General features: G+C 64.3%; 21 protein-coding genes and 4 pseudogenes. 20 read left to right on the forward strand and 5 right to left on the reverse strand.

From position 1 onward, the window contains the following. Positions 1–237 precede the first annotated feature (237 nt). From ACMV_RS21595 to ACMV_RS17260, 4 genes and pseudogenes are all read left to right on the forward strand, one after another. Positions 238–429, forward strand: a pseudogene (locus ACMV_RS21595) (IS110 family transposase); the annotation flags it as partial. 528 nt (positions 430–957) lie between these two features. After that, positions 958–3,396: a TOTE conflict system archaeo-eukaryotic primase domain-containing protein gene (locus tag ACMV_RS17250; protein WP_007424858.1), complete on the forward strand. Its 2,439-nt coding sequence runs from the start codon at positions 958–960 to the stop codon at positions 3,394–3,396. Positions 3,397–3,575: 179 nt separating this feature from the next. Then, positions 3,576–3,911 carry a hypothetical protein gene (locus tag ACMV_RS17255; RefSeq protein WP_013634877.1) on the forward strand — a complete coding sequence of 112 codons (336 nt, stop codon included), beginning with the start codon at positions 3,576–3,578 and terminating at the stop codon, positions 3,909–3,911. Further along, a complete protein-coding gene (locus ACMV_RS17260; RefSeq protein ID WP_013634878.1) occupies positions 3,911–4,156 on the forward strand; it encodes a HipA N-terminal domain-containing protein in 246 nt (81 codons plus the stop codon). The genes ACMV_RS17255 and ACMV_RS17260 overlap by 1 nt, the downstream gene beginning before the upstream one ends. Here the strand turns inward: ACMV_RS17260 and ACMV_RS17265 are convergent. After that, complete coding sequence (locus tag ACMV_RS17265) at positions 4,147–5,280, reverse strand: ISAs1 family transposase (RefSeq protein ID WP_013634879.1); 1,134 nt, start codon at positions 5,278–5,280, stop codon at positions 4,147–4,149. The genes ACMV_RS17260 and ACMV_RS17265 overlap by 10 nt on opposite strands. Before the next feature lie 120 nt (positions 5,281–5,400). Here ACMV_RS17265 and ACMV_RS17270 point away from each other — a divergent pair, with 120 nt between their 5' ends. After that, positions 5,401–6,408 carry a type II toxin-antitoxin system HipA family toxin gene (locus ACMV_RS17270; RefSeq protein WP_154653554.1) on the forward strand — a complete coding sequence of 336 codons (1,008 nt, stop codon included), beginning with the start codon at positions 5,401–5,403 and terminating at the stop codon, positions 6,406–6,408. Positions 6,409–6,485: 77 nt separating this feature from the next. Here the strand turns inward: ACMV_RS17270 and ACMV_RS17275 are convergent. Then, positions 6,486–6,719 (reverse strand): annotated as a pseudogene (locus ACMV_RS17275) (hypothetical protein); the annotation flags it as partial. 197 nt (positions 6,720–6,916) lie between these two features. Here ACMV_RS17275 and ACMV_RS21600 point away from each other — a divergent pair. From ACMV_RS21600 to ACMV_RS17325, 12 genes and pseudogenes are all read left to right on the forward strand, one after another. Continuing rightward, positions 6,917–7,132 (forward strand): annotated as a pseudogene (locus ACMV_RS21600) (NAD-binding protein); the annotation flags it as partial. Beyond that, a pseudogene (locus ACMV_RS22015) lies at positions 7,128–7,295 on the forward strand (MerR family DNA-binding protein); the annotation flags it as partial. The pseudogenes ACMV_RS21600 and ACMV_RS22015, both read left to right, overlap by 5 nt. Continuing rightward, positions 7,279–7,659, forward strand: a complete 381-nt coding sequence (locus ACMV_RS22020; RefSeq protein WP_371259416.1) for a hypothetical protein — start codon at positions 7,279–7,281, stop codon at positions 7,657–7,659. The pseudogene ACMV_RS22015 and the gene ACMV_RS22020, both read left to right, overlap by 17 nt. Positions 7,660–7,828: 169 nt before the next feature. After that, entirely contained in the window at positions 7,829–8,518 is a 690-nt protein-coding gene (locus tag ACMV_RS17285; RefSeq protein ID WP_231844546.1) for a TVP38/TMEM64 family protein, read from the forward strand. Between the two features lie 162 nt (positions 8,519–8,680). Then, positions 8,681–9,334 (forward strand): DedA family protein, encoded by a 654-nt coding sequence (locus ACMV_RS17290; protein WP_013634883.1) that lies wholly within the window; start codon positions 8,681–8,683, stop codon positions 9,332–9,334. Positions 9,335–9,367: 33 nt separating this feature from the next. Beyond that, a complete protein-coding gene (locus ACMV_RS17295) occupies positions 9,368–10,408 on the forward strand; it encodes an IS110 family RNA-guided transposase (RefSeq protein ID WP_013634884.1) in 1,041 nt (346 codons plus the stop codon). A gap of 335 nt (positions 10,409–10,743) precedes the next feature. Continuing rightward, positions 10,744–12,114, forward strand: a complete 1,371-nt coding sequence (locus ACMV_RS17300) for an LssY C-terminal domain-containing protein (protein ID WP_231844547.1) — start codon at positions 10,744–10,746, stop codon at positions 12,112–12,114. Continuing rightward, on the forward strand, positions 12,111–12,788 hold the full coding sequence (locus ACMV_RS17305) for a heavy metal response regulator transcription factor (RefSeq protein WP_013634886.1): 678 nt from the start codon (positions 12,111–12,113) through the stop codon (positions 12,786–12,788). Before ACMV_RS17300 ends, ACMV_RS17305 begins: the two co-directional genes overlap by 4 nt. 28 nt (positions 12,789–12,816) lie before the next feature. Further along, positions 12,817–14,160, forward strand: coding sequence for a heavy metal sensor histidine kinase (locus ACMV_RS17310; protein ID WP_013634887.1), 1,344 nt, complete (start codon positions 12,817–12,819; stop codon positions 14,158–14,160). A gap of 99 nt (positions 14,161–14,259) precedes the next feature. Next, positions 14,260–15,633, forward strand: coding sequence for a TolC family protein (locus ACMV_RS17315; protein ID WP_013634888.1), 1,374 nt, complete (start codon positions 14,260–14,262; stop codon positions 15,631–15,633). Continuing rightward, entirely contained in the window at positions 15,633–16,559 is a 927-nt protein-coding gene (locus tag ACMV_RS17320; RefSeq protein ID WP_013634889.1) for an efflux RND transporter periplasmic adaptor subunit, read from the forward strand. Before ACMV_RS17315 ends, ACMV_RS17320 begins: the two co-directional genes overlap by 1 nt. 9 nt (positions 16,560–16,568) lie before the next feature. After that, complete coding sequence (locus ACMV_RS17325) at positions 16,569–19,670, forward strand: efflux RND transporter permease subunit (RefSeq protein WP_013634890.1); 3,102 nt, start codon at positions 16,569–16,571, stop codon at positions 19,668–19,670. 77 nt (positions 19,671–19,747) lie between these two features. Here the strand turns inward: ACMV_RS17325 and ACMV_RS17330 are convergent, their stop codons facing one another. Further along, the gene (locus ACMV_RS17330) at positions 19,748–21,103 is read right to left on the reverse strand and encodes a multicopper oxidase family protein (RefSeq protein WP_013634891.1); all 1,356 of its coding nucleotides are present in this window, start codon (positions 21,101–21,103) and stop codon (positions 19,748–19,750) included. A 150-nt stretch (positions 21,104–21,253) separates the two neighbouring features. Here ACMV_RS17330 and ACMV_RS17335 point away from each other — a divergent pair, with 150 nt between their 5' ends. Next, positions 21,254–22,525 (forward strand): IS256 family transposase, encoded by a 1,272-nt coding sequence (locus ACMV_RS17335; RefSeq protein ID WP_013634892.1) that lies wholly within the window; start codon positions 21,254–21,256, stop codon positions 22,523–22,525. 406 nt (positions 22,526–22,931) lie between these two features. On the opposite strand, the gene ACMV_RS17340 is transcribed toward ACMV_RS17335, so the two are convergent. Continuing rightward, entirely contained in the window at positions 22,932–23,597 is a 666-nt protein-coding gene (locus ACMV_RS17340; protein WP_007424874.1) for an ArsR/SmtB family transcription factor, read from the reverse strand. A gap of 85 nt (positions 23,598–23,682) precedes the next feature. On the opposite strand from ACMV_RS17340, the gene ACMV_RS17345 reads away from it, so the two are divergent. Beyond that, a complete protein-coding gene (locus ACMV_RS17345; protein ID WP_007424875.1) occupies positions 23,683–24,414 on the forward strand; it encodes an MBL fold metallo-hydrolase in 732 nt (243 codons plus the stop codon). Between the two features lie 2 nt (positions 24,415–24,416). Beyond that, the gene (locus ACMV_RS17350) at positions 24,417–25,661 is read left to right on the forward strand and encodes an MFS transporter (RefSeq protein ID WP_039889235.1); all 1,245 of its coding nucleotides are present in this window, start codon (positions 24,417–24,419) and stop codon (positions 25,659–25,661) included. Positions 25,662–25,672: 11 nt separating this feature from the next. Here ACMV_RS17350 and ACMV_RS17355 read toward each other — a convergent pair whose 3' ends face one another. Further along, a complete protein-coding gene (locus ACMV_RS17355) occupies positions 25,673–26,416 on the reverse strand; it encodes an efflux RND transporter periplasmic adaptor subunit (protein ID WP_013634894.1) in 744 nt (247 codons plus the stop codon). Positions 26,417–26,431 lie beyond the last annotated feature (15 nt).

Raw genomic sequence — 26,431 nt, forward strand, 5'->3', positions numbered from 1 at the left:
ATGGTGATTGGTCGAACCGACGAATGGCGGCAATCCAGCGGGGGTCAACGGCAGGTCGATGCCGCAGATTTGTTTGGATGCCATTCGCGGAACCCATCTGGGCTGGCGGTCATGAGGCCGCGCCAAAAAGCCGGACACATGACCGCATTCGTGCCGCCGCCAAATTCTCGCACCGTCGATCTTGAATCCCGGGCCGTTCCACACATGACCCCCTCGATTGAGAGGAGGGACAGATGGCGAGCGGCGCTGCCTTATCTTGTCGAACGCGATACGCCGTTGGGCCGCTGGGCGCGGGGATTGCTCGACCGAGCGCATAAGAACGTGGGCGTAGTCGCGCTGGCCGCGAAGCTGGCTCGGATCGCATGGGCTGTTTTGGCGCACGGTTGCGATTACGGCGCCCAATTCGAAGCGGCGGCTGCGGCAGCATGACGGAATCGCCCGAACAGCGCTCGCAGTTGGGCGCGAAAGGGCAGTCGATGTCTGCGTGAGGTGAAAGGAAGATGGCCTGACAGTCGAATGGCGGCTTGAAACCCTGACCCATTGAACGGCCTCCGAGGCCGGTGTGATTATAAGGATCAGGCCGCGCGGATCTCCATCTTGGCCGGGTTCGAAGCCCGAGACCGGATACGTTGAAGCAGACTGATTAGAGCCAGATGAAATTCACCCCTTGCGGACGGGGCGGGCCATACGTTCAGTTCGTTTGCGAAGACGAACGGAGATACGATGGACTGGAGGTCAACCGGGCGAGCGACAATACGCCGAGTTACTGCATCTTCGTAGGCCGGGCGGATTATGCGAAGCGCCGGATAATGCGGAGTGTCGGCCGCTGAACGCCGGCATTCCATGCTGCTGCGCCTAATGCTGCCCGTCGATCCGCCGAGCCACGCGTCGCCCGCCTTAAGGTCGTGCTCCCTTTGGTCTATGTTGTCTCTTGGTCTATGGGTGAGAGCAACGACTTTGGCGGACGAGAACGACCTCTCGGCGGACATCGCGCGCGTTCGGCGTCGGTTGACCGATCTCGATGCCGAGCGCACGAGGCTCAAGGCCGAGTTGGAGACGCTGGAAAAGAGGCGGGCGTCTGATCGCCGACCGGCCGAGCAGCCGTTCCCTGGTGATGCCGCGGTCACCAACCACTCGTCGTCGCTCGAGAAGGTCGATTTGTTCCGGCGGTTGTTTGCCGGGCGCCCCGATGTCTTTCCGGTTCGATGGGACAATAGAAAGACCGGGCGTTCAGGATATTCGCCGGCCTGCTCGAATGAGTGGGCAAAGGGGATTTGCGGCAAGCCGGCGGTGAAGTGCGGAGAGTGCCCACATCAGGCCTTCATCGCACCCTCCGAGGACGTGATCGAAAGACACCTGCGCGGCGGTGGCACCTCCACCAGCGGCTTTGTCGCCGGGGTGTATCCATTGCTGCAGGACGAAACCTGCTGGTTCCTGGCCGCAGACTTCGACAAGGAAAGCTGGGCGGACGATGCCAGGGCATTGCAGGACACCTGCCACGCGAAAGGAATTGCCGCCGCTTTGGAACGGTCGCGGTCGGGGAATGGTGGCCATGTTTGGATCTTCTTCTCCGAGCCTGTGCCGGCAAGGGCCGCCAGGCAGTTGGGCTCGGCGTTGATAACGGAGACGATGGAAAGCCGCCCCGAGATCGGTTTCTCCTCCTACGATCGGTTCTTTCCCAACCAGGACACGATGCCCATCGGTGGCTTTGGCAATTTGATCGCGTTGCCGCTGCAAAGAAAGGCTCGCGAATGCGGCAACAGCGTGTTTGTCGACAAGGATCTACAGCCTTACGACGACCAGTGGGCGTACCTGTCATCCCTGCCTAGAGTGCCGGCAGCCACCGTCTTCCGGATCGCGGACGAGGCGGAATCGTCGGGTCGTGTCCTGGGTGTTCGCATGCCGGTCGAAGACAAATATGCGGAAGAGCCATGGAAGATGTCGCCGGCGCGGCGCAGCGAGCCGCGGCGCATCGAGGCTGCGATACCGAAAACCGTCAGGATCGTGGTCGGCGATCAGGTTTACATCGACCGGACGGAGCTTCCGCCGGCCCTGATCACGCAGTTCATTCGACTGGCGGCGTTCCAGAACCCGGAATTCTATCGTGCGCAGGCCATGCGGCTGCCGACATTCGGCAAGCCGCGGATCGTCTCCTGTGCCGAGCTTTATCCGAGACATGTCGCTTTGCCCCGCGGCTGTCTCGAGGAGGTGATCGATCTCGCCAAGAGCCACGGGGCCGTCACCGAGTTGGAGGACCGCCGCGAGAGCGGCACGCCACTTCCCGCGGGCGTCGTCTTCCAGGGCGAGTTGCAGCGGCCGCAGTCGAGGGCCTTCGAGGCCCTCGTCGCCCACGACGCCGGGGTGCTTGCGGCAACGACCGCCTTTGGCAAGACTGTTGTCGCGGCGGCGCTCATCGCCCATCGCAGCCGGAACACGCTGATCCTCGTCCACCGGCGCGAACTGCTGAAGCAATGGGTGGAGCGTCTGCGGACTTTCTTGAATATAGGCCGCAATCAGATCGGCGTAATCGGTGGCGGAAAACGGAAGCCGACCGGCATCATCGACGTTGCGCTCATCCAGAGCCTGGTCCGCAACGGGGAAGTTGCGGACACAGTTGCCGATTATGGCCATCTGATCGTCGATGAATGCCATCACCTGTCGGCGGCAAGCTTCGAGCTTGTCGCTCGGCGATCGAAGGCGCGGTATGTGGTGGGCTTGTCCGCGACTGTGGCCCGCAAGGACGGCCACCACCCGATCATCTTCATGCAATGCGGCCCCGTCCGTCATCGGGTCGATGCTAGAGTTCAAGCCGCCGAAGGCGGCATCCGCCACCGGGTGCGCGATCGCTCGACGACATTCGAGCTGCCGCCGTCCCTGGCGTCAGTCGAGCGTCCGTCGATCCCTGCGATCTACGCGGCATTGGCTCAGGACGGCTCGCGGAACGATCTCATCTTCGGCGACGTGCTGAAGTCGCTCGAGGCGAAGCGCTCGCCTGTCGTTCTGACGGAGCGGAAAGATCATCTTGATCGGCTTCGGCAGCGGTTCTCGCCGTTCGTGAAGAACCTCGTCGTGCTGCGCGGCGGCATGTCTGCGGGCGATCGCAAAATGGCCGAAGCCGCAATGCGGGTCCCGGACGATCAGGAGCGCCTGATCCTCGCGACCGGCCGTTACATCGGCGAAGGCTTCGACGACGCCCGCCTCGACACGTTGTTCTTGACGATGCCGATCGCCTGGAAGGGGACATTAGCGCAATATGTCGGCCGTCTCCATCGCCAGCATGCTGGAAAGCGGGACGTCCTTGTCGTGGACTATGTCGATCATGCTGTGCCGGTTCTCGCTCGGATGGCCGTGAAACGCCGCGCCGGCTATCGCGCCTTGGGCTACATCATAGAGTAGCTGCGCCTCGCGGGGATGCGAGACGCCGCATGGCGGTCAGCGCGACCAGATAAGTTGGACACCCGCAAGAACCCCTTCGGCTTGGGACACTCATGCGGGTTTGACCAGGCTCGTCCATCTTGAAATAATGTTCACTACATCTTACACTAAATCAGATAGTGTAAAAGTTAGTGAGCAATATGAGCGCCAAACCCGAAGCCACATTGCCAATCCCGGTGCGCCGTGCCCTCAGGAAGCTGGGTGCGGACATCCGTGATGCGCGTCGCCGTCGGAGAATTCCGACGACGACCATGGCGGAGCGCTCGCTCATCAGCCGCGTGACGCTCACCAAGGTCGAGAAGGGCGATCCCAGCGTCAGCTTTGGCATCTACGCCACTGTGCTCTTCGTCCTCGGCATGACCGAGCGCCTGGCTGAACTGGCTGACCCCAAGCACGACACCATTGGCCTCAGCCTGGAGGACGACCTGCTGCCGCAGCGCATCCGCAGCCCGAACAAGCCCAAGGGAACCGGCTGATGGACCGCGAGATTTTTGTCTACATAGACCTGCACGGTGAACCCATTCTCGTCGGCCGCCTGTGGTCGCGCGTGCGCAAGGGGCGGGAAAGCGCGTCGTTTGAGTACGACCCGGCGTGGCTTGCGCACCCGGAACGCTTTGCGCTGGAGCCAGCCTTGACGCTTGCGCCGGGGCCGTTCCACACTCCGCCCGAAAAGGCGCTATTTGGCGCGATTGGTGATTCCGCACCCAGGGGTTACGCATGAAAGAAGCCGGTGAGCACTTGCTCCATGTAACGGTTATCCCAGGCGGCCATTTTGCGGCGCCCCTTGAGACTGGCCTTTGATGCCTGATGGCGGCGAACGAGGTTGATTGCGATCTTGCGAAGCAGGGAGAAGTTCTGGACGGCGTTGCGATCCCGGATCCGGCAGTGATCTTCGTTGAAGGTGACGTCGAGCACCCAGTGTAGGCTGTTCTCGATCTGCCAATGTTGACGGATCGCTTTCGCCAGGATTTCGGGTTGATCGTCGCTGCTGGACAGGAAGTAGCGGATTTCGGCTTCGATCTTGCCGGATCCGTTGACGCCGCGGATGGTTTCCACGGCCAGAACGCTCTTCAACCCCGGCCAGTCGCGCAGCGGTTCCAGCGCTACGGCGTCCGGACAGACGAACACCCGGCGCCGAACAAGACGACCATGACCATCATCGAATTCGTCATGCACCGGCCGATCAACGGGTGAGCGGCTGAAGCAGGTGGTTGCGCAATACTCCTGCACGGCGCTGTGTTTCTTCCCCTGGTTTGCTTTGAGGGTGACGAGATAATCAGCACCCCGCTCGAGAATTTTGGACGCGATGGCTCGCTGGCACCCCATCGCGTCCAGCGTGACAATGGCGCCCTTGATGTCCAGCACATCCAGCAATTCCGGGATCGCGGTGATCTCGTTCGATTTGTCGCCGACCTGACGCTGGCCGAGCACCAGCCCCCGATCACTCGCCCATGCACTCACAACGTGAAGCGCCGCCTGGTCCCGGCTGCGATCAAACGAGCCGCGGATCGTTTTCCCGTCAATCGCCACCACTTCCCGGTCCAAAGTCGTCCCGAATGAGCGCGCCCACGCTTCGAAACATGCCTCGAAACGCCCGGTATCGATCAGCATGAACACACGCCGGAAGGTGTCGTGCGATGGAATGCCGTTCGGCAGCGCCAAAAACGTGCCCAGCCATTCCTGCTTGCTACGGCCATACAGTGCCATATCCTCCCAGCTTTCCGCCCCGGCAATCACCGCGCACACCGCAATCACCAGAATATCAATTAGCCGGTGCTCAACCTTGCCGCCGCAGCGGGGGTCTTCCAACGCCGAAAATTCCTCCACAAGCCGCCTCACCGACATGCACGTCTCCCAATCTCAAGGAGACTCCCCGAATCACACCCGATTCCATGCCGTCAACTATGCCCGAAATTTTCATGCGTAGCCCCTGATTCCGCACCCGACCGTTGGGGCCGTGTGCTCATGCGCCGGGCTGAACGCCGCCGCGCCGAGCGGGAGAGGCAGGCACCGCGCACGCTGTTTGAGGCTGACTTTTTGCTCCTGGTGGACGACGTGGCGCGTCAGGGGGCCTTGCGGTTCAGGGCCGAGCCGGATGGTCCTTTCCTTGCGCCGGAAGACAGCATGCGGATTCCGCCCTTGATAGAGTTGCCCCGTCTGCTGTCCGCCGTCGAGCGGGTTTCGAACGAGGAAGAGGACGACGAAGACCTGCGCGTCTTGATCGTTCCCGGTTCTTCCTTAGGCGGAGCGCGCCCCAAGGCGTCTGTGCGCGACCATGACGGCCATCTGGCACTGGCCAAGTTCCCGCACAAGCAGGACGACATCAACGTCGTCCTTTGGGAGGGGGTTGCCCTGTCTTTGGCAGAGAAAGCTGGGATTGGTGTGCCCGAATGGCGCATCGAGACGATAGGCGAGAAGCCTGTCATTCTCATCCGCCGCTTCGACCGCAAAGGGGGGCTGCGCGTCCCGTTTCTGTCCGCCATGAGCATGTTGGGCGCGAACGACAACGAACAACATTCCTATCTGGAGATTGCCGACGCGCTGCGGCAGTTCGGGGCCGCGACGAAGGACGATCTGGCCCAACTCTGGCGACGGATCGTCTTCAGCGTCCTCATATCAAATACCGACGACCACCTGCGGAACCACGGTTTCCTGTACGGTAGCCACAAAGGTTGGCGACTATCGCCTGCCTACGACCTCAATCCCGTCCCCGTGGACATTCGCCCGCGAGTCCTCTCCACAGCAATCGACATGGATGATCCTACGGCTTCCATCGAGTTGGCGCTGGAGATGGCCAACTACTACGGCCTGAAACCGGTAGACGCAAAGGCCATCGCCCAGCAGGTGGCGCTTGCCGTCGCCAAATGGCGCGGTGATGCCGCGAAGCTGGGCATATCAGCACGCGAGATCGAGCGCATGGCGTCAGCCTTCGAGCATGAGGACGCCAGGAAGGCGCAGACGCCTTCCTGCTGACGCCGGGACAGGCATACGTCAGGGCCACAATCCGGTGGAGACAAAGGGTCAATCCGAAGCGGAAATCAACAGGCGGGCCGTTTCCTGGCGAAAACTCCCATCTCACTCCGCCGCCCTTCTTTCAGCTCGGCCTGCAGCCCGTCGATGATCGCCTGCCGGTCTTCCCTGTCCTTTTCCGCCTCGGCACCCTCATTGACCGGGACGATGTAGCGCTGGGCCGCCTTGCCCTTGCCAATCCAGACCTCTTTTACCCAGAGCTGGGTATCGCCATGCTGGCGATCGAGCACTAGCGGGACGATCGACACCAAATCCTGTGGGGAGTGACTCACGATAGTGCTTCCGCGACTCGGACGCTGTGATTATGGGATGGCTGGCTCACCCCTCTCGTGGCGATCGGGTAGTATCGCCGCTGGTTTGGAGAGAGGAGCAGGCCGATGGATATCGTGATTCTCGGCATCGATCTTGGCAAGAACTCTTGCAGCATGGTGCGCATGGACGCCGCCGGCCGGTCGTTGCGGTCGAATTCGCGCAAGCCTTCGCCCGGCTGGGCAGCCAGGTAACGATCCTGGCGCGTCACACGCTGCTTTTCCATGACGATTCACTGATCGGCGAGACCATTGCCGCTGCCTTCCGCGCCGAGGGGATCGAAGTCCTCGAACATACCGAGGCCAGCCGGGTTGACTACCGGAATAACGAATTCATCCTTGCGATCGGGAAGGGTGAACGACTACCTCACCTATGATTCTGATGATGTCCACCGACTGAGGTTCATCAGGCGGGGGCGCGCGCTCGGCTACCTGATCGCGACAATCTGTCAGCTTCTCGCACTCTGGGGTGACACCAACCGGCCGAGCGCGGATGTCAAGCGGATTGCTCTGGCTCATCCGGAATCCATGCGCCGCAAGATTGCCGAACTCGTTTCTATGGACAGAGCGATCGAACACCTTGCAGATTTTTGCACGAGCGATCATCAGCGAGATTGTCCGATCCTCGATGATCTCACCAGCGCATCTCTTCTACCTGACGATGGTGAACCGGGGTTATCTGATCGACGCAATCATTGCTGGCTTCGGCGCCGTGCCCCACATCCGCAACGCGACCGTCGCACTTGCGCATATTTCCTTGAATTACACGACGATCTTCAACATCCTGTTCCTGGCGGTATCATCACTCCTTGCGCAACATGTCCGGTGCACCGGACATGTTGCGCATGATGGTGGCGCTATCCGAAGGCCAGGATCATCACCATGACCATATCTGAACCACCCACCGCCTCCCCCCGCATGCAGGAAGCCTTCGATCCTGCGCCCAGACGCCCTATGCCGGACAGCGACAATCAAAGAGGATACTGGGCGTCTCCGGCCTGAAGCCGGCGAACGCTACAGTTATGGTGCAAGGCAACAAACCCAATCCGGCGCGAGTGAGGATCACTCTGGCCTTCGGCGCACTCGGGCTGTTCGCCGTGGTCGGCATCGCCGCGTTCGCCGCCGGCTTGTCCTTCCATGGGCTGACCGCCTCGCCGGACGCAATCGTCCGCATCATCCGCTCCTGGGGCGCATGGGGCGCGCTCGCCGCGATCGCCCTGATGATCGCGCATTCCTTCCTGCCGCTGCCAGCCGAGGTGATCGCGGTTGCAAACGGCATAATCTTCGGGCCCGTCTGGGGAACCGTGATCACCTGGACCGGCGCGATGCTCGGGGCCTGGGCCGCCTTCGGCCTCGCGCGCCTCTTCGGCCGCCCCCTCGTCGAGACATTCGTCCCCGCACGATATCGGCACACGCTCGATGACTGGGCGGAAACGCGGGGCGCGATGCCGCTCCTCATCCTCCGCCTGATTCCGATCGTCGCGTTCAACCTGATCAACTACGCGGTCGGCCTCGCGCGTATCTCGTGGTGGACCTTCACCTGGACGACCGGCCTTGGAATCCTCCCCATGACCCTGTTGATGGTGGTATTCGGAGATCGTCTGGCCAGCGTTTCCGGCGAAGCGGGGCTGGTCGTCCTCGCCGGTGTGCTGCTGGCCTGGCTCGCGGTCAAGCTACTGCGGAAGCGTCTCCCACTGCACCGGCCGGGCCGGAGATCGCCGGCCCGCCCACGCTCTGGATCATGAAGCTTCCCGATGTATTGGCTCGCCAGTAATGAACGCCGCAAAGCGGGGGCAATTGGGTTCGACTGCACCCGCGCCCGATATCGCCGCGATTATTCCCCGCCAGGCAAAGTTTGGAGTAGTTCATGGGGCCGGCGATGACCACAAAAACGGAGCCTTCGGGATTTGCTGGGTCACCTCTCTGACACGATCGTTCATGCAGCCCGGACGCACGCGCTACTGGCGTATGGTCTCGCCTTCGTGCTGACCGCGGCGGAAGCGTTTCCCGTCATCGGCGCGCTGGTACCTGGAACCGCCATTATTGTCGGATTGGGCGCTCTCGTGCCGACGGGTGCCCTGCATTTCTGGCCTCTGGTGGCCTGGTCCACGGGAGGCGCCATCCTGGGCGACGGGCTGCCCTTCTGGTTTGGCTCCCGGTTCCGGAACCAGGCGACAGGGCTCTGGCCACTGAGCCTGCATCCGGATCTGCTGCCGCGAGGCAAGGCATTCTTCGAGCGCCATGGCGGGTCCGCCGTCATCATCGCACGCTTCACGCCAGGCGTGCGGGCCGTTGTGCCCATTGTGGCCGGAGTCAGCGGGATGCGTTCGCTCCGCTTTTATGTGCTCGACGTCGTTTCAGCGGTCATCTGGGCGCCCGCGCATGTCGGCGCCGGGGTTCTCGTTGGCGCCTCGTTGGCCATTCTGGGCGTCATGGCAGGCAGGCTCGAGGCCCTGCTCATCGGCTTGATCGTCAGCCTCGTGCTCCTGCTCTGGCTGGTTCCACGGCTTCTCCGCTTTGTGATTATGGGATGGCCCGCCCCTCTCGCGGCGATCGGGTAGTATCGCCGCTGGTTTGGAGAGAGGAGCAGACCGATGGATATCGTGATTGTCGGCATCGATCTTGGCAAGAACTCTTGCAGCGTGGTGGGCATGGACGCCGCCGGCCGGGTTGTTTTGAGGCGGAGACTTCGGCGGGGAACGTTGGAAAGTTTCGTTGGCGAGCTTGGGTCGTGCATTGTGGCAATGGAAGCATGTTGCGGCGCTCATCACCTCGGGCGGATTTTCGCCGCGCGGGGCCACGAGGTGCGGCTGATGTCGCCGGAATATGTCCGTCCGTACGTGAAGGCGCAGAAGAACGATGATCTCGACGCGGAGGCGATCGCAGAGGCTGCGACGCGGCCAACGATGCGTTTCGTGCCGGTGAAGAGCCAGGACCAATCTGATCTCCAGGCTTTGCACCGAGCCCGGGAGCGCCTGGTCTCGGAACGGACGGCGCTGATCAATCACTTGCGGGCGTTGCTGCTGGAGCGAGGGATCGTCGTTCCGCAAGGCCGGAGGAAACTGGAAGCCGAGCTTGAGACATTGGCCGAAGATGGCGGTTTTGCCGCGTTGAGCCCGCGCATCCGGACGTTGATCGAAGATCTTCGGGCGGAATGGCGTTCACTCGACCAGAGGATCACCGGCTTCGACGCCGAGTTCGTTCAGTTGGCTCGTGACGACGTGGCTGTGCGACGTTTGACCAAAATCCCAGGAATGGGAACGATAAACGCTACGGCGCTGGCGGCGGCGGTCGGCGAGGCGCAGGCATTCAAACGTGGGCGGGACATGGCGGCGTGGCTGGGGCTCGTTCCACGGCAAATGACAACGGGTGGAAAACCGCGCCTGCTCGGCATCAGCAAACGCGGCAATCGTTATTTGCGGAAGAACTTGATCCATGGCGCACGAGCGGCGCTGCCTTATCTTGTCGAACGCGATACACCGTTGGGCCGCTGGGCGCGGGGATTGCTCGATCGAGCGCATAAGAACGTGGTCGTAGTCGCGCTGGCCGCGAAGCTGGCTCGGATCGCATGGGCCGTTTTGGCGCACGGTTGCGATTACGACGCCCAATTCGAAGCGGCGGCTGCGGCCGCATGACGGAATCGCCCGAACAGCGCTCATAGTTGGGCGCGAAAGGGCAGTCGATGTCTGCGTGAGGTGAAAGGAAGATGGCCTGACAGTCGAACGGCGGCTTGAAAACCTGACCCAGTGAACGGCCTCCGAGGCCGGTGTGATTATGAGGATCAGGCCGCGCGGATCTCCATCTTGGCCGGGTTCGAAGCCCGAGACCGGATACGTTGAAGCAGACTGATTAGAGCCAGATGAAAATCACCCCTTGCGGACGGGGCGGGCCATACGTTAGCTGGTTGGAAAGCAAGCGCGGGCCAGCGCTTGCCTGGGCCCACGCCGGCAAAGGCAGGATCCGCAGTAATGTGGCTTCCATCCTCGATCCGGCACGGGCGGAACTGTCCGGCCTGATCACCCTCGCCGGGGCTCTTGCGGGCAGCCTCTGGCTTTTGCTCGGCGTTCTGCAGGATCTGATCGCCGGAGATCCGCTGGTTTATGCCGATCACGCGATCCTGCATTTCCTTGAGCCCTATCGAAGCGGCATACCGATGGAAGCGGCGATGGCATTCTCTCGGCTTGGCAGCGGCGCGGTCACGGTTGCTGTCGCAGCGGTCGTGCTCGTCTGGCTCGACCGGCAGAGCGCGTGGCGTGGTGCGGCCTATGGTATTGCCGCTGTGATTGGTGCCTCCCTGTTCACCGCGGGGCTCGATCTTGCCCTGCATCGCGCGCCACCGTCGCCGATTGCGCCCGGCTGGAGCCTTATTCCGTTTCCCGGCGGCGATCTTGCAACCTCATGCGCGGTTTATGGCATCCTGACCGTCATCGCCGGCCGACGGCTCGGCGCGCGCCCACGTATTGGGCTGATCACGGCGACGGTCCTTTTCGCTGCACTGCAGCTCGGCAGTCGGGTCTATCTCGGGCTGGACTGGTTTTCATCCGAACTGGCTGCGCTGGGCTTCGGGTTCGCGTGGGCTGCCGGTCTCGGCCTCGCCTATGTTGCGCGTCCGGTCGAACCCGTGGCACCCTGGCGCCTCGTCGCCATTACGGCGGCTACGCTCGCCACCGCCGGTACGGCGGCGGTCGCCCTAAATCGCAATGCCGATCTGGCGCGCCATGACGTGGGGCGCATGAGCACGACGATGACGTGCCCTGACTGGCTTCAACACGGCTGGCAAAACCTGCCAACACGCAGCCTCGGCATGCTCGGCAGTTTTTCCGGCTCACTGACGATCCAGTGGATTGGCCCGGCCGACGGGCTTCGGCACGCTCTCGCCCAGCTCGGCTGGCGCTCGTCCGCGCCCTGGACATTTCGCAATGCTCTTGAATTTCTAGCCCCGCACGCAAGCCCAGCCGAGATCCCGGCGCTGCCGCGCTGGGATGACGGCCGACGCGCAGACCTGATAATGGTTTTCGTCGGACACGGCCTTGCCGCCGATCAACGGCTGGTGCTGCGCCTCTGGAAGACGAGTGTATCTGTAACCATGCCGACAGGATCGGTACGGACGCTCAGGATAGGGGAGATCGAGATGCAGAGGCTGCGAAGGATGGTCTCAACCCTGACAATCCCTGTCTCGGAAGGTTCCGCTTATACCGTCCTGCCTCGAATCGCGGCGGCATTACCTGCCTCGCGGCTGGTGACGCGTGCCGCCGATGGCGCCACCGTCCTGCTCGCCGGTGATCGTGCCGTGGATACGGAGGGATGCCTGACGCAGCACCGAGGGGACGGTGCGCAATGAGGGTTCTTATCGTCGAGGACGAGGCGAAGACCGCAGCCTATCTCCGAAAGGGTCTCGAAGAGAACGGCTTCACGACGGATGTGGCTACTGATGGAGAGACGGGGCTCCAATTCGCCCGCCACGGCGGCTACGATGCCATTATCCTCGACATCATGCTGCCACGGCGCGACGGCTTCGAAATCCTCGCCGAAATCCGGCGGCGCGACAGCCATACCGCCGTGCTTCTACTCACCGCGCGGGACCAGGTGACAGATCGCGTCGCCGGGCTGGAGGCCGGGGCCGACGATTACCTCGTCAAGCCCTTCGCGTTTTCCGAGCTGCTTGCCCGTGTGCGCACCATCCTGCGGCGAGGGCACGCGCGGCAACCGGCGCTGATCCAGATCGCCGATCTCGAGATTGACCTCTCGGGACACCGGGCAACGCGAGCGGGTCAGGCGCTCGATCTGACGCCGAAGGAGTTCCGCCTGCTTTCGTTGTTGGCCCGCCGCGCGGGCGATGTCATCTCGCGAACGGTCATTGCCGAACAGGTCTGGGACATCAATTTCGATTCTGGCACGAACGTCGTCGACGTCCACATGTACCGCCTCCGCGCCAAGCTGGACGACCCGTTCTCCCGCCGCCTGATCCACACCGTTCGTGGTGTGGGTTACGTGCTCGAAGACCGTGGCGGCTGATCCTGAAGCGCCGAGCGCTGGCGGATCGATGTCCCTGCGGATGACCGCGTGGTACGCAGGGACGGCGTTCCTGCTCGTCCTGCTGGCCACTAGTCTCCTGACCTGGTCGTTCGGCGCGCGCATCGCCAGGCAGGAAGACCGCACGCTGCACGTGCTCGCACGGATCGCCCGCCCGCTGGGCGGCGCTGCCGATCCGTCCGCGTCGCTGGCCATTGCATCGGCGCTTGAGCGAGCGGGCAACACCCGCGAGATCCAGTTCCGCGTCATCGGCCCGCACGGTCGGATCACAATCCAGTCAAATGGCAATCATCTGCCTCTGCCACCATCGGTCGGCTTGCCGAACGTTGCCACGCTTGATAGCGGCGGGATGGCGTTTCGTGTTCTCACCCAGCCCCTGCCGAACGGCTTCATGCTGCAGATCGCCATCGCCAGCCCCGGCTCGCAGGCCCTCCTGCTCCGTTACCGCGAAACCCTTACCCTGGTTCTTGCGGTGTCGATCATCCTCTGCGCCGTGCTCGGATATCTCATCGCCCGTTCGGGCATGCGCCCGATCGAGCGCATTGCCGAAACGGCCGAAAATATCCGCCTTTCGACCCTCCATGAACGTCTCGACGTCGCAGGGCTTCCCGCCGAACTCGCCGCGCTCGCCAACACGTTCAACCTGATGCTGGACCGGCTTGAGCAATCCTTCCTCCAGCTCTCCCAATTCTCGGCTGACCTCGCGCACGAGCTGCGCACGCCGATCAGCAATCTGCGCGGCGAGCTGGAAGTTGCGTTATCGAGGCCCCGCTCTGACGATACTTATCGGGAAGTCCTCGGCTCCGCACTCGAGGAATGCACTCGCATCAGCCGGGTCATCCAGAGCCTCCTGTTCCTTGCCCGCGCCGAGATGGTCGGGGCTCCACCCGCCGTTGAAGCTCTTGATCTTGCCACCGAGATCGCAACGGTTCTCGAATTCTACCAGCCGATGGCGGCGGAGGCGGGGCTGTCGCTGACCGCCCGCGTCCGCCCGGGACTACCGATCAGGTTCGACCGCATTCTCCTCCAGCAGGCGCTCGGCAATCTGGTGGCCAATGCAATCGCCCATACCGGCACCGGCGGGCAGATCACCATCGAGGTTGCGGAGGTGCTGGAACAGCTCTCCATCCGCATAAAGGATACCGGGCAGGGGATCGCACCCGAGCATCTGCCGCATGTGTTCGACCGGTTCTATCGCGCCGATCCCGCGCGTTCGCATGTCGGCGGCAATCTCGGGCTCGGCCTCGCCGTGGTTCGCGCGATCATGGACCTGCACGGAGGCCGGGTTTCCATTGAAAGCACGCAGGGTCAGGGCACCACCGTATCGCTACTGGTGGCAGCGACCGCGCGTTAATCCCGAAACGGTGAGCCCAAACTGACGAAATCGTCATTCTGGCGTGGTGGAAACGTCATTCTCGCCGGCTAAAGCGCGAACTCATTTCCGCTTGAAGCCATGAAGAAAACGTCCCGACACCTCCGTTTCAGACCCAACCGCGTCGGTGCTCTTGCGCTTGCGACACTGCTTGCCGGCTGTGCGCGGTATCAGCCGGCGCCGTTGCATCCCGGTACTTCGGCCACGGCACTGCTCGGCCGCCGTCTCGACGAGCCGGCGCTTGGCCAATTCCTCGCGGCTATGGGCGTGCATCCGCGCGGACACTGGGGATTGCGGGCTCTGACGCTCGTTGCCGTCTATGAGCGGCCAGATCTGCGAATCAGCGTCGCCGCCTATGACGCCGCGAAGGCGGCAGTGACGACGGCCCAGCAGATCCCGAACCCCACGCTTTCCCTCGCGCCCAGCTTCAACGCGACTCAAGCCTTCCCGTCGCCAATCAAGATCGGGCCGGTCATCAGTTTTCTCGTCTCCAATCTCGGCGCTCGCGAAGCTGGCATCGCCGCCGCGCGGGATCGCCAGCAAGCCGCGCGAATACTCATCGCTGCCGCGGCATGGCGGGAACGCAGCAACGTCCGCAACGCGCTGCTCACACTCTGGCTCGATGAACGGATCGCCAGGATCAAGGCGCGCGTCGCCAGCTATGCCGCGACAGCGTCCCGCCTCGTAGCACAGCGCGTTACCTCTGGAATGCTTGCTGATACCGTGCTCGCCAGCACAACCGAGGCGGCGAACAAGGCAAGCTTTGGCACCGCTGAAGCGCGGGTCCAGATCGGAATGGACCGGGCCCACTTGGCCGCTGCGATCGGAATGCCGGCGGCGGCGCTTCGAGGTAAGCACCTTTCATTCACCGCCTTTGAGCATCCGTTGCCGCCGGCCAATCTCGCCGCTCTTACGCGCACGGCGCTGGTAACCAGTCCATCAGTCGTCGCGGCCTACAAGAATTATCGCGCGGCCGACGCTTCTCTCCGCAAAGCGATCGACCAGCAGTTTCCAGGCTTTCGTATTGGCCCCGGGTATCACTACGATCAGGGCGCCAGCAAGTTCATACTCGCCCTCTCGCTGCCGCTGCCAATTCTCAACCAGAATCAGGACCCGATCGCCGAGGCGCGTGCAAGGCGCCAGCTTGCGGCGGCCCTGTTCGATCGGGCGCAGGTGCGCGTTCTCCACGAGATCGACGCGGCCAAGGCCGCTCTGCAAGGCAGCGTAAGCGTTGCGCGCGCGGCACGGCTTCTTCTCGCAACCGCCCGCGAGCGCGAACGCCAGGCTATTGAAGCTTACCGCGCCGGTGCGACCGGCCAGCTGCGCATGGTCGAGGCCGAACAGCAGGCAACTTTGGTCCGCGAACAGGAGCTGACCACGGATGCTCAGCGATTACGCGCCCTCGCAGCCGTGGCCGACGCGCTCCATCACCCCATTTTCCGGGAGAGCCACTGATGAAGCGGCATCTGCAGGCCATCGCGGCAAGCCTGTCACTTGTTTGCGCCGCAGCTGTCGCGCATGCCGCGGCCCTGCGCAGCGTGACGATCAATGCGGCCACGATGAGCAGCGGCCTCATCAAGACGAGCGTCCTGCGCCTTGAGACTAAACATCCCAGCTCCGCGGCTTACGGCCTGGTGATCGATCCTTCCCCGATTATCACCTTGCGGCACCGGATCGTCTCGGCACACGCAAAGCTGACGCTGGACGATGCAAATCTCGCCCGCGCCCAGAAGCTTTATCGCTCTGGAGGTAACGTCTCCAAGGCCAGCCTGCAGCAGATCCAGGCTAAAACCGCCATTGCGCAAGCGCGTGTCGAGGAATTGCTGGCCCAGGCGAAAATGCGCTATGGCGCCGCCCTCGGAACGGCAATCGCCGATAATGGCCCCTCGTTCAGGACAATCAACGGCGGAGGTTCGCTTGTCTCGGTTGTGCAGGCAGGTGCCACACTTGTATCCCCGCCGGCCGCATCCGCCAGAGCGCCGGATGGATCTCGCGTCATGCTGCGCCCTGTCGGATCTGCCGGCCGGATCCCGAAAGGCTTGCTGGGGCAGACCTTTTTCTACACTGGCCCCGCACTGCCCATCGGCGTACCGCTCGCCATCACGCTCCGCGCGCCCGGCGTTGTTACCGGCTACGCCGTGCCCGCGGCCGCGCTGATCTGGCACAACAATGGCCCCTTCATCTTCGTCCGGATCGGCGCCAGCCGTTTCGCGATGTACCGTGTGACCAGATCGCACCCGCTGTACCGTTCGGGCACGATCTCGGGCTTCTTCGTGCCCGGCGCAGACCTGCCTGCCCACCCGGCGATCGTGACGTCGGGCGTTGGATTGCTGAACTCGGCGCTGGCCGGCGGTGGCGCATCCGCCGCGAACAACGACTGAGACAATCACATGCTGTCTCCGATCGTCCGTGCCGCCCTGCGCTACCGCCTCGTCGTCGTGCTTCTGGTCGCGGGCTTCGCGGCCCTACAACTCGCCCGCCTGCCCACCGCCCGCTACGATGTCTTCCCCACATTCACTGCCCCAACAGTCGTGATCCAGACAGCGGCGCCTGGCTTCAGTGCGCTGCAGACCGAGCAGGTGGTCACCGATCGCCTCGAACGCACCCTCACCGGCCTGCCCGGGCTCGCGAAGATGCGCTCGTCCTCGGAATCGGGCCTGTCTGTCATCCATCTCGTCTTTCACGGCGGCACCGATCCCTATCAAGACAGGCAGCGCGTCGCCGGGCGTCTGAGCGAGCTTGGCGGGGTGCTCCCGGCCGGGATCCTGCCCCGCCTTGCGCCGATGCAGTCCTCCACTGGCACCGCCCTCGAAATTGGGCTCTACGCCCGGCGCGGCATGTCCCTCGAACGTCTGACCGCTATCGCCGAAGCCGGACTACGGCCCGCCCTGCAAGCGGTGCCCGGCGTTGCGAATGTCGTGATCTTCGGCGCACGCCCGCCACAGCTGAATGTCGAGGTCCAGCCCCGATCGCTCATCGCCACCGGCTTCACCATGCAGGATGTGGCGCGTGCCGCAAGGCACGGCAGCGCCGTGCTCGGCGCCGGCTTCATCGACAACGGCAACCAGCGGTTGGTGCTCGCCCCTCACGGTCAGGCACGCACCGCTGCCGTCCTCGCGAAGACCTGGCTCGGCACAAGCGACGGCGCGCCAATCAGCCTCGGCGATGTGGCAAGCGTCCGGTTATCGGCGCCGCCCCGCTACGGCGCGGCGCTGATCCACGGTCACCCCGGCCTGCTGATGATCGTCTCCTCGCTCTATGGCGCGAACACGCTTGCGGTGGCCGACCAGGCAGCCCGAACGGTCGCGCGGCTGACGCCGGGCCTTGAGGCGCAAGGGATCGAGATTGATCCCAGAGCCTTCACGCCGGCTACGTTCATTCATGTCGCACTGGCCGATCTCGGCCATGTGCTGCTGATCGGCGCGGCGCTCATCCTGCTTGTCCTGCTCATCGCGCTGCGCGACTGGCGGGCCTCAGTCATCTCTTTTGTGGCTATCCCGGTCTCGCTGCTTGCCGCCACTGCGATCATCACGGCCCTCGGGATCACGCTGAACACGATGGCGCTCGCGGGGCTTGCGATCGCACTCGGCGAACTCGTCGATGATGCGGTCGTCGATGTCGAAAACATCACCCGCCGCCTGCGCGAGAACCGCATCGCCGGCAGCCCGGAACCACCGCTCCGCGTCATCTTCAGGGCATCGTTGGAAGTGCGCAGTGCTATCATTTTCGCCAGCGCCGCCGTCGCCATCGCCTTCACCCCGGTGATCGCACTCGGCGGTGTCGCAGGCCGGCTCTTCGCCCCCCTCGGGATTGCCTACATTGCTGCGATCGGCGCGTCACTCGTCGTCGCGCTGGTCCTTACTCCGGCCCTCGCCGCGCTGCTCCTGGTTCGGCCCACCGCGGCGGCGGACCACACGCCGCCGATCGCACTGCTGCGCCCGGCTTATCGCCGCGCTCTCGGCAGGCTGGAACATCACGGACGTGCCTTCATCGCCGCCGCGCTCGCCCTGATCCTGCTGGCCGGTATCAGTGTCCCGCTGCTGCAAATTCGATTCCTGCCGCGCTTTCGAGAAAACGACGTCATCGTCCATTATCTCGCCGCACCTGGCACGTCGATCGACGCGATGCTCGCCATTGGCAGGCTCGCGATCCACACGCTCGAGAACCTCCCCTCGGTCGGGGATGTCGTGATGCATATCGGCCGCGCTTCGATGAGCAACGGCCATGCCGGGGTGAACAAGGCCGAGATCGACATCACGCTCAGCGAGACCGGCAACCGCCACGTCGAACGATCGACGCGGCAGATCCTGGCGTCGGTCGACCATATCGACGGCCTGTCCTGGTGGTCGCGCACATTTCTTAGCGAGCGTGTCGATGAAAGCCTTTCCGGCGTCACCGCCCCGGTATCCGTTTCGGTATTTGGCCCCTCCCTCGATGCGATCGACATCGCAGCGGCGCGGATCGTGGCGGCGTCACACGGGGTGCCTGGCGTGCGCGCAGCAAGCATGGCGGCAGTCCAGCAGGTGCCCGCCCTCGCGATCGACCTGAACCGCGCGGCGATGCTGCGATACGGCATTACCCCCGGCGCGGCGCTCGAGGCGATGAAGATCGCTTATTCAGGCGCCACCGTCGGCCATGTCTATCGCGGTACTCTCGTTGAGCCGATCGTTGTCACGCTGCCCGCAGAACTCCGCCATCAACCGGCTGCAATCGGCGACCTCCCGGTCGCGGCGGCAGGCGGCATGATCGTGCCCCTCGACCGTATCGCGACAATTCGCCAGACACGGGTTCCGGCGCAGATCCTGCATAACGACGGCCGCCGCGTTCAGGTCGTCACCGTCCAGGTCGCGCATGGCCATGCTGTCCCGGTGATCCGCAGCCTGCGCCAGCGGCTTGCCAGGCTTCGGCTGGGCACGGGGGTTTACGTCCGCTACGGCGGCACGGCAGTCGCCGGCGGTACCGCGCGGCGCGAGCTTGCCATCCACGCCGCCATCGCGCTTGCCGGCATCCTGATCCTGATCGCGCTCGCCCTGCGCGAGGCGCGGGCCGTTGTGCTCATGATGGCGATTATGCCGGTTGCCTTCTCCGGTGGCATCACGGCGACCTGGGCCTTCCTTGGTGGCCATCTCGAACTTGGCGCCATGGTCGGTCTAGCAACGCTGTTCGGCCTCACGTTGCGCAACGGCCTGCTGCTCCTGATCCACATGCGCCGACTCATGGAGGGCAGCGGCAAACCATGGTCAGCAGATGTCGCGCGACAGGCCGCGGCCGACCGGCTTCCGGCGATCCTGATCACCGCCTGTGTGACCGCCCTCGGCCTGCTTCCGCTCGCACTCGCTACCGGCTCCCCCGGCGACGCCATTGAGGGGCCGATGGCCATCGTCATCCTCGGCGGCCTCGCAACCGCAACGATCCTGACGCTGTTCGTCCTTCCGATCCTTGCGCCGCGCGTTCTTCGTCTCGCCGCCCCGAAGCCCGACGGCCTCGGTTGACAAGACCTCACCGCGAAGGTGGGAGCCGAACAACCTCGCTCCCCTTATCGTGGACATGAGCCGCGACCTGCGCTGGCCTAGACCTCGATACCGTCGTAGCGGACCTCCGTCATCATGCCCGTCATCATGTGATAGAGGTTGTGGCAATGCAGCGCCCAGCGCCCGGGGTTGTCGGCGTCGAAGGCGATCCGCACACTGCCCATCATCGGCGTCACCAGCACGGTGTCCCGCACCGCACCATTCAACGGCCGACCGTTCACCGCGACGACCGGGAACGCATGGCCATGCAGGTGCATCGGGTGAGCCATCATCGAATGGTTTACCATCTCGATTTCCACGCGCTGGCCCTTCCGGAGCATCAGCGGCGTGATGTTCGGCCAGAACTCCCCATTCAGTGACCACGAATAGGGCTTCATGCCGCCCCCGAGGACAATTCGGTGCACGAGGTCGGGCTTGCGGGCGGCCAGCGGCGCGCGGGCGACCAGCCTGGTTTCCAGCGAATTGTCGACCGGCAGCATCTGGTCGAGCCCGGTGTCCTGGATCCGTACTACCCGCGAGCCCGGCGTTGCCAGCACGACACCGGTCCGCCGGCGCGACCCCTCCAGCCGCGCGAGAACGGGGAACGCTCCGGCCCCCGGCAGATCGACCACGATGTCCAGCCGCTGCGCAATAGCCAGCGGAAAGCGGCGTCCGACAACCGGCACCACCGGATGCCCGTCGACCGCAACCACCCGGCCGGTCAACGCGCCGAGATCGATCCAGAACTGGCTCGACGATGCCGCGTTAATGATCCTGAGCCGCACACGTCCCGACCGCTCAACCTGAATGGTTTCAGGGTCGTGCAGGGTACGGTCATTTGCCAGGAACGCGTCGTAGTTGATGTCGTTCAGGTCCATCGACATCCCACTCATCGACATGCCGCTCATCGACATGCCGCTCATCGACATGCCGCTCATCGACATCCCCATCCCCTTGCCGGCGGCCGTATGGGCCATTCCCTGCATCGGTCCCATGCGATTGCCGACAGTCATCGGGGCCGGCGCAGCATTCTCCGTCGAGCGGGCCATCGCGTGAATCGCCGAGGGCGTCTGCCCGGTCAGGCCGGCTAGCAGCGCGTCGGGCGCGGTGAAGCTGAAATCATGCAGCATCACCACCACCTCCTGCCGGCCCTCGGCCAGAACGGCAGCATCCTGGACGATCAGCGGGGCCGTCATGAGACTCTGCTCCTGCAAACCCTGGTGCGAATGCATCCAGTAGGTCCCGGGGATCGGCACGTAATCGTAAGCGCGCGTCGCCGCCGGCGCGAGTGGCGGGGTCTGCGGCCATGGAAAGCCGTCCTGTGTCCAGGGCGGCAACTGGCCGTGCCAGTGAATTATGGTGTGATCGGCGGTCCGGTTCAAAAGTTTGACCCGAAACTGCTCGCCCGGCGCCAAGGTAAGCCCGGGGCGGCCGGCCTGATCGGTCAGACGGAAGACCCGCGCCGCGCGGGGCTATGGCTGAAAATAGGTGATGAGGTTTGAGAAGGCGGCGTATCGTGGCGGGTGTCCAAGCCTGCCAGAACCTCCCTGAGGAGCGATACGCCTATGAACGAGAATAGCACGATCACCTCCTTTCATCAGCCTGGTTCGATCATGGACCCGTTGACGGACATTGCCCGTGAGGGCGCGCGGCAGATGCTGATGGCAGCCCTGAAGGCCGAGGCGGCAAGTTTCGTCGCCCAGTTCAGCGAGGAACTCTTGCCCGACGGCCGGCAGCGTGTTGTCCGGCACGGCGCCGGACCGGAACGGGCGGTGCAGACCGGGATCGGACCGGTCCCGGTGCAGCGGCCGAAGGTGCGTGACCGCGCGCCGGGCGTGTCGGCGGAGACGAGGATCCGCTTCACCTCGGCGATCCTGCCGCGCTGGGCACGCCGCTCGAAAAGCCTCGATGCCCTGTTGCCCGTGCTGTATCTGCGCGGCGTCTCCACCGGCGATTTCCAGGAGGCGCTGACGGCGTTGCTCGGGGCGGACGCGCCGAACCTGTCGCCGGCGGTGATTTCCCGCCTCACGGCAGGCTGGCAGGAGGAGTATGATCGTTGGCAGCGCCGCGATCTCTCGGCGCGCCGCTATGTCTATGTCTGGGCCGACGGCGTCTACCTGCAGGCCAGGATGGAGCCGCAGGCCGAGTGCATGCTGGTGATCATCGGGGCGACACCGGAAGGCCGGAAGGAGCTTCTGGGCTTTCAGGTCGGCTTCCGCGAGAGCGCGCAGAGCTGGCGCGAACTGCTGGTCGATCTCAAGGCCCGAGGGCTTGCCGTGCCGCCCGAACTGGCCGTCGGCGACGGCGCCCTTGGGTTCTGGAAGGCGCTGGACGAGGTGTTCCCCGGCACCCGCCATCAGCGCTGCTGGTTCCACAAGATCGCCAACGTGCTCAACCACTTTCCGAAATCCATGCAGCCAGCGGTGGCAGCCGACCTGCGCGAAATCTCGCACGCTGAAACCCGCGCCGCCGCCCTGGCGGCGATCGACACCTTCAAGGCGAAATATGCCGCCAAGTATCAGCGCGGTGTCGCCTGTCTGACCAAGGACACCGAGGTTCTGCTGGCCTTCTATGACTACCCGGCCGAACATTGGGAGCATCTGCGTACCTCGAACCCGATCGAGAGCGTCTTCGCCACCGTTCGTCACCGCACGGTGCGGACCAAAGGCGCGTTATCGCAGAAGACCGCCAAGCTAATGGTCTTCACTTTGATTCGGGCCGCTTCGAAGAAATGGCGCAAGCTCAACGGCACCAGCCAGTTGCCACGCGTCATCGAAGGCGTCAGATTCAACGACGGCGTCGCACAATCCGACGCCACCCAGAGCCGCGCCGCCTGATCACGCCGCGTCACCCAAATTCCGCCATAGCTCCGCCGCGCGCCCGTTCACCTCGAGGCTACGCGTTCCGGCAACGAGGCGCTGCCCAGCCCGAGCAGCCGTTGCGGCCCGGGCAACAGCCATGTCGGCAGCACTCAGGGTCAGACTTGCGGCCATAAGTCCCCGACGGGTTATCATTGGCATTTTTGCATCCTTTTCTCGTTGCGGCAGTGACAGGCCGAAACAGCTCGTGGCGGGCCGGAGCAAAGACGGTGGTTGGGAAGACGTCGTCGCGATGCGCCGGCAATCCCCGGATTTTCGGGTCGGACATGATGGCGGTGAGGCGCCCTTTGTGAACGCCGGATCCTAACGCCACGCGATCGGGCGGCCTTGACGCTCCAGCGATGCGGGTGAGCGCTCTCTACGTTCAGCACTCGATGGGACAACCTGCCGCCTTCCACTCGGGATACCCATCTTCCAGTCGTATCGCCTCAATCCCACAGGCGCGAAGCTTCGCCACCGCCTCGAACGAAAGAACGCAGTAAGGCCCCCGGCAATAGGCAACAACCGGCGACCGGGCGACAAGACTGTCCAGCATCGCGTCAAGCTGATCGAGCGGAATATTGAGCGCCCCCGGCAGATGCCCGTGAGCAAATTCCTCCGTTGGACGGACATCGAGGAGTGTCACGCTGCCGTCCCGGAGGCGTTCAAGCAGGGTCAAGCGCGATACGGGCTCGAGAGAATCCCGCGCCCGGAAATACGCCTGCATCACCTGGTCGATTTCCGCGATGTTCCGCTCGCCCACTCGCCCCAGGCTGGCCAGCAACGTGACCACCTCGGTCTCGGAGACCAGGCTGTAGAACACGTTCTTGCCCTCCCTCCGCGGCGCCGCAAGGCGGGCACGGCGCAAGACCTGCAGGTGGCGGGACGTGTTCGAGAGCGACAGGCCGATCCGTTCGGCAAGATCCTCCACGCTACGCTCGCCCTGGGCGATCAGTTCGAGAATTTCGATCCTGTGCGGATGTGCAAGTGCCGCGGCGATCTCGGCGAGATGGCTGAAAATCTGTTGCTTTGGACCACTGCTTGACTTCATCACCGACTCATTCAATCAATATCGCGAATGATAATGTGACAGCGCGCTGGCGACAAGATCGCCGCGTCAGCCGGGAGCCAAACCCATGATCCTCCGACAGTTCCTGCACACCGACCCCACGGCGGCCTCCTATCTGCTCGGCTGCGTCGGCAAGGGCGCCGGCGTGGTTGTCGACCCGCTGTTTCCGATCGAACCTTATCTGCACGCCGCATCGGCCTCGGCGACGCCGATCCGCCTTGTGATCGACACGCATCTGCATGCCGATCATCGCTCCGCCGGCCGCGCGCTGGCCGAAGCGGCCGGTGCCGAATACGCCATCCACGAATCAGCCGAGGTGGGCTATGCTTGCCGCCGTCTTGTAGACGGCGAACGGCTCGAACTCGGCAATGTCGTGCTCGAGGTGTTGCACACGCCCGGCCACACGCCGGAGCATCTCTGCCTCACGGTGACCGACCGCACCCGCGCGGATGAGCCATGGAGCGTGCTCGGCGGCCACACGCTCATGGTGGGCGATGTCGGCCGGACCGAGCTTGCGACCGACGCCGCGCGCGGCGCGCGCGACCTGTTCACCAGTCTCGTCAGGCTCAAGGCGTTACCCGACCATATCGAGGTGCTGCCCGGTGCTCTGGCCGGCTCGGTCTGCGGCCGCGGTCTCTCCGGCAAGCCGGTATCCACCATCGGTTTCGAACGGCGACACAACCCCGCCTTTCGCATCGGCGATGCCGACCGCTTCGTCGCCTTCATGCTCGAGAACATTCCGCCCGCGCCCGAGGGGGCGGCCGAACTGCGCGCCTGGAATGCGGGCTTCACCGCGTGACCATGGTGGCAAACGCCTCGGATCATATCCGCGGCATCACGGCCAATCGCGGCCAGTTTACCCTGCAGGCGCTGCAGGTCTTCTTCGTCGGTCTTGTCATCGGTATGGAGCGAGCGGTCCTGCCGACCCTCGCGCACGAGTTCGGCGTCGCTCCCGGTGCCTTTCTTTTTCTCGCGAGCTTCGTTCTCTCCTTCGGCCTGGTGAAGGGCGCGCTCAACCTTGTCGCCGGCGGGCTTGCCGACCGGTTCGGCCGCAAACCTGTCCTCATCGCCGGCTGGATCGCCGCCATTCCCATCCCGCTGCTGATCTGGGCGGCACCCAACTGGTGGTGGATCGTGATCGCGAACGTGTTTCTCGGTATCAGCCAGGGCTTCACCTGGACGATGACGGTGACCAGCCAGATTGACCTCGCCGGCAGCCACCAGCGCGGGCTTGCCGTCGGCATCAACGAAGCCACGGGGTATGTGGCCGTCGGCCTCGCCGGTGCTTGTGCTGCCTTGCTGGCCGAGGCGGTCGGCGCGCGTGATGCCCTGCTGATTTTCGGCATGGCCACGATTGGTCTGGCCTTCGCCACGATCACCCGTGTGCGCGACACGCTTGCCTGGGTGAAGGCCGAACATGCCGAGGCCGGTGCCGGTGCCTCGCAGGATCATACGCTCACGCTGCGCGCGATCTTCGTCCGCATCTCTTTCCGCGATCGGGTCGGGCGGGCGATCTGTCAGGGCGGCATCGTCAACAAGATCGCCGACACACTGGTCTGGGTGATGTTCCCGCTGTTCTTCAAGGCACATGGTGCAAGGCTGGTCGAAATCGGCTGGCTGACCGGCACCTACGCCATGGTCTGGGGCGTCTCGCAGCTCTGGACTGGCCATCTGGGTGACCGGGTCGGCCGCCGCGCCCCAGTGATCGCCGGGTTTTTTCTCCTCGCCGCCGGCATCGCGATCACGGCGGCCGGGCGCGATGCGTCGCTATGGCTGCCGGGGGCGATCGTCATGGGCGTTGGCATGGCGCTGCTCTACCCGAACCTCATCGCTGCGATGTCGGACCAGGCAGCGCCGTTGATCCGCGGCAAGGCCCTCGGCACTTACCGCTACTGGCGCGACACCGGCTACGCGCTCGGCGCCGTCGCGCTCGGCCTCATCGCGCAGTTCGCCCACGCAACCCTGCCGGCGTTGTGGATCACGGCGGCCCTCGTGGCCGGCTCGGGCCTTTGGCTCGCGCGGGATATGCCGCGCGCCGCAGAATAGCGCCGCCTCGCTCAGCGCTCACGCGCCGCCGGGGCGACGACACGCACCGTCGCGGTCATGCCGGCGGCGAGGAGCATGCTCGGCGGCACATGGTCGAGCGTCACATAAACCGGAATCCGCTGAGACAGCCGCACCCATGAATACACCGGATCGACGCGCGGCAGGCCGCTGCGTGCATCCTGCATGTTGGCATCTGCAACCCCGCGTCCGATCCCCTGCACATGGCCATCCAGCACCCGGCCGGGGTCGGACATCAGCTCGATCCGGGCCGGCGCGCCCGGCCTGATCTGGTCGAGCTCGGTCTCCTCGAAATACGCGGTCACCCAGAGTTCGCCAGTATCGACCATCGTGATCGCGCCGCTGCCGGCATGGGCATAATCGCCTGCATGGGCGGTGAGATTGGTGATCGTGCCGCTCACCGGCGCGCGGACCACCGTGCGCGCGAGATCGAGCGCAGCCTGCGCAACCCCCGCCTCGTCCGCCTGCACGCGTGCGGCGGCGGCCCGTGCGGCGGCGGCATTGCCCCGCGTCTCCGCCGAAACCGCGATCGAGGGCAGTCGCGCGCGCCGCGCCGCATCCGCCGCCTTCATCCCCGCGATCGCCCGATCGGCGGCGAGTGTTGCCCTCGCCACAGCGAGACGATTGGCGAAATCCGCAGGATCGATCCTGAACAGGACCTGCCCCTTGCGCACGCGTTCATTGTCATGAACCGCAACCGCGACGATCCGGCCCGAAATCTCCGGCGCCACCGTCACGGCGAAGGCGCGGAC

The sequence above is a fragment of the Acidiphilium multivorum AIU301 genome (assembly GCF_000202835.1).
Classification (GTDB): domain Bacteria; phylum Pseudomonadota; class Alphaproteobacteria; order Acetobacterales; family Acetobacteraceae; genus Acidiphilium; species Acidiphilium multivorum.

What these genes read in the sequence shown, in the direction of transcription:
- ACMV_RS17255 (WP_013634877.1), top strand. Translation starts at nt 3,576, where the DNA reads ATGAGCGCCAAACCCGAAGCCACATTGCCAATCCCGGTGCGCCGTGCC.
- ACMV_RS17260 (WP_013634878.1), top strand. Translation starts at nt 3,911, where the DNA reads ATGGACCGCGAGATTTTTGTCTACATAGACCTGCACGGTGAACCCATT.
- ACMV_RS17265 (WP_013634879.1), bottom strand. Translation starts at nt 5,280, where the DNA reads ATGTCGGTGAGGCGGCTTGTGGAGGAATTTTCGGCGTTGGAAGACCCC.
- ACMV_RS17270 (WP_154653554.1), top strand. Translation starts at nt 5,401, where the DNA reads ATGCGCCGGGCTGAACGCCGCCGCGCCGAGCGGGAGAGGCAGGCACCG.
- ACMV_RS17295 (WP_013634884.1), top strand. Translation starts at nt 9,368, where the DNA reads ATGGATATCGTGATTGTCGGCATCGATCTTGGCAAGAACTCTTGCAGC.
- ACMV_RS17305 (WP_013634886.1), top strand. Translation starts at nt 12,111, where the DNA reads ATGAGGGTTCTTATCGTCGAGGACGAGGCGAAGACCGCAGCCTATCTC.
- ACMV_RS17310 (WP_013634887.1), top strand. Translation starts at nt 12,817, where the DNA reads ATGTCCCTGCGGATGACCGCGTGGTACGCAGGGACGGCGTTCCTGCTC.
- ACMV_RS17315 (WP_013634888.1), top strand. Translation starts at nt 14,260, where the DNA reads ATGAAGAAAACGTCCCGACACCTCCGTTTCAGACCCAACCGCGTCGGT.
- ACMV_RS17320 (WP_013634889.1), top strand. Translation starts at nt 15,633, where the DNA reads ATGAAGCGGCATCTGCAGGCCATCGCGGCAAGCCTGTCACTTGTTTGC.
- ACMV_RS17325 (WP_013634890.1), top strand. Translation starts at nt 16,569, where the DNA reads ATGCTGTCTCCGATCGTCCGTGCCGCCCTGCGCTACCGCCTCGTCGTC.
- ACMV_RS17335 (WP_013634892.1), top strand. Translation starts at nt 21,254, where the DNA reads ATGAACGAGAATAGCACGATCACCTCCTTTCATCAGCCTGGTTCGATC.
- ACMV_RS17340 (WP_007424874.1), bottom strand. Translation starts at nt 23,597, where the DNA reads ATGAAGTCAAGCAGTGGTCCAAAGCAACAGATTTTCAGCCATCTCGCC.
- ACMV_RS17345 (WP_007424875.1), top strand. Translation starts at nt 23,683, where the DNA reads ATGATCCTCCGACAGTTCCTGCACACCGACCCCACGGCGGCCTCCTAT.
- ACMV_RS17350 (WP_039889235.1), top strand. Translation starts at nt 24,417, where the DNA reads ATGGTGGCAAACGCCTCGGATCATATCCGCGGCATCACGGCCAATCGC.